This window comes from Gloeocapsa sp. DLM2.Bin57, assembly GCA_007693955.1.
Taxonomy (GTDB): Bacteria; Cyanobacteriota; Cyanobacteriia; order Cyanobacteriales; family Gloeocapsaceae; genus Gloeocapsa.
Genome location: RECR01000017.1, coordinates 1 through 4,363 on the forward strand (window position 1 = coordinate 1; position 4,363 = coordinate 4,363).

A 4,363-nucleotide genomic window follows, 5' to 3' on the forward strand; every position below is an offset into this window, starting at 1 on the left:
CAGCATTATACCCCAAAGGTACAAACGAAAAACGTTGGCTAGATGGTGTATTAGCCAAAAAAAAAGGACTAGGATTTTAGGCGCAAAGCGAAGAATGAAGAATTAAAAGTTATTATTGTTTCTAAATTCCATAGGGCGCAAGCCTTGCGCCCCTACTTAATCCTGACTCCTAATATTATAAATTTTACTTATCACCACAGATACACCGAGAGCCAAAATTATGACACTTAAAAAACTAATCGAAACTAACGGAGAAGAAATCATCAAAATCGCATTGAAACACGGAGCGTATAACATTATAGTTTTTAGCTCTGTTGCCAGAGAAGAAGATGACGAAAACAGCGATATTGATTTTTTATTCGATTATGATTTAGAAAAAATTAGTCCGTGGTTTCCTTCTGGATTAATTCAAGACTTACAGTCACTTTTAGGTCGAGAAGTAGATATTATTACCGTTGAAGGATTAAAAGAACGTATTAAAAATAAAGTCCTAGAAGAAGCAATTTATTTATGAGAATAGTACTCTTTTTTCTTCTTTAGTGATACAATATATGAATAGCACTTTTGAATGGGATGAACAACGCAACAGAGAAAATCAAACAAAACACGGTATAGACTTTGAAACCGCTCAATATGTTTTTTTTGATAAAAACCGCTTGATCATCCATGATGCTAAACATAGTGAAAAAGAAGAACGTTGGTTTTGTATTGGCAAAGTCAATGATCAAGTCTTAACGGTACGTTTTACCTATCGTCATAATGTAATTCGTATTTTTGGTGCAGCTTCTTGGCGTAAATGGAGAAAATTTTATGAACAACACAACCTCTGATCCAGCAAAACCTATTGGTAATGTTACTATTGTCGAAGACTTTTTACCATCTCCAGAGCAATTAGTTCCCAAAAAAAAGACAGTCTCTGTGACTATAGAAATATCTGAAGATAGCATCAAGATTTTGCAACAAAAAGCAGAAAATTTAAATGATTCTTATCAAAATATTATCATCGAATTAATTGATAATTATATAAAACAGCAGCTAGAGAATAGCTTATGAACCATTAATATTTACCAGAAATATTGCATTTTTCAAAAGAAATCTGTTAGGGTAGGGTGTGTAGATGCGCCCATGCTTGCGCCCTAGTGTGTAGATAATAATTCTTAATTCTTAATTCTTAATTCCATCTAAAAGCTTATGAAACTAACACCTTGGTACAAAATAGAAAGTCTAACCCCTAGAGAAGATTTAAGACTAGGTACACCTGTTGATAATTCCGAATTTGCGGTGAATTTAGATCAGGTTAGAAACCAGACAGCACCCATTGATTATCAAAACCCTGAGAAATTTTTTGAGCGCACTTTTTTAACTAAATATCTACTGGAATTGTCTTCTCAAGTAGTCAGAAGATTAGCTGGTATAACCCAAGGAACAAATGCTATTTTTAATCTCTCCACTCAATTTGGAGGAGGGAAAACCCATAGTTTAACTTTACTTTATCATTTAGCTAAACAAGGAGATAAAGCTAATAAATATGTAGGTGTTCATAAAATTTTAGAACGTGCCGAAATTACCTCGATACCAACAGCAGCAGTAGCAGTATTTGTCGGTAATGAATTTGACTCTATACACGGACGCGGAGGGGATGATGGTACACCTTTTCGACAAACTCCTTGGGGAGAAATTGCCTTTCAATTAGGAGGAGAATCAGCTTATGAAATAATCAAACAACACGATCAAGAATTTATTGTACCTGGAGGAGATGTAATCCGTAAATTTTTACCTAAAGATAAGCCTAGTTTAATCTTAATCGATGAGGTAATTAATTATGTCTCTCGTTCACGTAAACAAGGATATAATCATTTACTCTATAATTTCTTACAATCTCTCTCAGAAACAGTTAGAAGTTTAGATAACGTCGTCTTGGTTATTTCTACTCCCGCTTCTGAATTAGAATACACCCCCGAAGATGCAGAAGATGAACAACGGTTTCAAAAAATGCTTAACCGCGTAGGTAAATCAATCATGCTTTCGGCTGAGTCAGAAACAGTGGAAATCATCAAACGACGCTTATTTGAATGGGATAGTCAAGCAGTAGCCCAAAATGGCACTATTATGCTTAACACTGAGGCTGTTAAGACTTGTAAAGCTTATGCACAGTGGATGCTTGCTAATCGTCAGCAACTACCTAGTTGGTTTCCCGTAGATAACGCTGAAGAACTTTTTATCGCGACTTATCCTTTTCATCCTATAGCTATCTCAGTATTTGAACGAAAATGGCAAAGTCTTCCTCGTTTTCAACGTACTAGAGGAATCTTAAAATTATTAGCCTTATGGGTGTCTAAAGCTTATCAAGAAGGATATCAGGGTTCAAGTAAAGAACCCTTGATTAGTTTAGGAACTGCACCCTTAGATGATCCTTCCTTTAGAGTAGCTTGTTTTGACCAATTAGGTACAGAAAATTTAGAAGCCGCGATAATTACCGATATTAGTGGTCGCAAAGACTCTCACGCGCTTAGATTAGATAATGATGCTATTCCCGAGATTAAAAAGGCTAAACTACATAGAAAAGTAGCAACTACTATCTTCTTTGAATCCAACGGTGGACAAACTAATCATAATGCTACCCTTCCTGAGATTCGTTTAGCTATAGGTGAGCCTGAATTAGAAATAGCTAATATTGAAACTGTTTTAGAAGGCTTACGGACTAACTCTTATTATTTAGCAGTCAATCAAACTAGTTATCGTTTTAATACTTACCCTAACCTTAATAAGATTCTAGCAGATCGTAAGGCTAGTATTCAAGATGAGAGAATTAGTAAACGAGTTTTAGAGGAAATTCAATCCTGTTTTCGTAGTGAATTGGGTGTTCATATCGTCCATTTTCCTGAACATTCCAGCAATATTCCTAATCAACCAGTTATTACTCTAGCTGTATTAAATCCCGAATATTCTAGCCAAGACGATCGCACTTTTAAACTAATGGAAACCTTGATTAAAGAATCTGGAACTCAAGCAAGAACTTATAAAAGTGCGGTTATTTTCTCCTACGTTGATACAGAACAAAAACTCAGAGATAATGCTAGAAGATTATTGGCTTGGTCAGATATTGAAAATGAAGAAACCTTACTAGACGAAGAACAAACTAAGCAGTTAAAAACAAGTCTTATCAAAGCAGAAAGTGATTTACGAGAGACTGTTTGGTTATCTTATAAAAATCTCTGTTATCTAGGTAAAGATAATAAGATTACCAGAGTAGATTTAGGCTTAATTACCTCTAGTCAAGCCGACTCCATGATTAAATTAATTATCAATCGTCTCAGACAAGATGGCGAGATTGAAGAATCAATTAACCCTAATTTTTTGCTCAGAAATTGGTCTCCTGCTTTTCCCGAATGGAGTACTAAAGCTATTCGAGATGCTTTTTTTGCTTCTCCTCAATTTCCGAGACTATTATCTGCAGAAGGAATTAAAACTACGATCGCCCGTGGAGTCAGTAGCGGAGTTTTCGCTTATGTAGGTAAAATAGGAGATAAATATGAACCCTTTACCTTCAAAACTAACCTTAGCCCTTCAGAAGTAGAAATCTCCGAGGATATGTACATTATTAAAGGGGAAGATGCAGAAATTTATCAGCAAAAAATCACCCAACCTCCTCAATTAACTACCCTAGTGATTACCCCAATTAATGTCAGTTTAAAACCCCAGACTCAACAAGCATTTTATGTGGAAGGAACAGATCAATATGGGGAGAAAATAGACACAGGTACAATTTCTTGGTCAGCTTTTGGTGGTAAAATTAACTCTGAAGGCTTATTCACTGCAGGAGATGCACAAGGTAATTATTTTGTCACAGCATCAGCCCAAGGTGTAGAAGCGAAAGCAAAGATTTCTATCACAGTTGCTGATTCTGATCCTATCTCCACAACTACTATAGTTGCTGAAAATACTCAAGAATATACAGTGGATTCTCTTAAGGAATCTATGATTAATTGGCAAGGAGAAATACCCGCTCAAAAATGGATGCAATTTTATACTAAGGTATTGACTAGATTTACTTCTAATAGAGATTTAAAACTTACCATAGAGGTCAAATTTACAGTTGAAGGCGATATTAGCGAACAACAAAAGAATGAAACTAAATCAGCTTTACAGGAATTAGGTTTAGACGATAATTGAGTTCGGAGTTAGATTTTATAGACAAAATACTAATATCAAATGGAAAAGAAAAAGCGATCTTTAGGAGTTAGATTTTAGGTTTGAGGTGGAACGGTGTTATTCCAATTCTCCCTTCTCCCATCTCCCCACACTCCCCTCACAAGTGTAGGTTTTTTACAGAAAAGTTATCATGAGGTAAGACAAGGGAGAC

Annotated in this window: 4 protein-coding genes; all 4 read left to right on the forward strand. The window is 35.4% G+C overall.

Annotated features, from left to right (window positions below):
• The first annotated feature begins 220 nt into the window (after nt 1-220).
• The 4 genes from EA365_00430 to EA365_00445 all read left to right on the forward strand — a co-directional run bounded on the left by EA365_00430 (nt 221) and on the right by EA365_00445 (nt 4,173).
• Nucleotides 221-514 (forward strand): DNA polymerase subunit beta, encoded by a 294-nt coding sequence (locus EA365_00430; GenBank protein TVQ49401.1) that lies wholly within the window; start codon nt 221-223, stop codon nt 512-514.
• 37 nt (nt 515-551) lie between these two features.
• Complete coding sequence (locus EA365_00435; GenBank protein TVQ49402.1) at nt 552-830, forward strand: BrnT family toxin; 279 nt, start codon at nt 552-554, stop codon at nt 828-830.
• Complete coding sequence (locus tag EA365_00440) at nt 811-1,053, forward strand: hypothetical protein (GenBank protein ID TVQ49403.1); 243 nt, start codon at nt 811-813, stop codon at nt 1,051-1,053. Before EA365_00435 ends, EA365_00440 begins: the two co-directional genes overlap by 20 nt.
• A gap of 138 nt (nt 1,054-1,191) precedes the next feature.
• The gene (locus EA365_00445) at nt 1,192-4,173 is read left to right on the forward strand and encodes an ATP-binding protein (protein ID TVQ49404.1); all 2,982 of its coding nucleotides are present in this window, start codon (nt 1,192-1,194) and stop codon (nt 4,171-4,173) included.
• Nucleotides 4,174-4,363 lie beyond the last annotated feature (190 nt).

Coding starts and splice junctions, on each gene's coding strand:
- EA365_00435 (TVQ49402.1), top strand. CDS start 552: ATGAATAGCACTTTTGAATGGGATGAACAACGCAACAGAGAAAATCAA.
- EA365_00440 (TVQ49403.1), top strand. CDS start 811: ATGAACAACACAACCTCTGATCCAGCAAAACCTATTGGTAATGTTACT.
- EA365_00445 (TVQ49404.1), top strand. CDS start 1,192: ATGAAACTAACACCTTGGTACAAAATAGAAAGTCTAACCCCTAGAGAA.
- EA365_00430 (TVQ49401.1), top strand. CDS start 221: ATGACACTTAAAAAACTAATCGAAACTAACGGAGAAGAAATCATCAAA.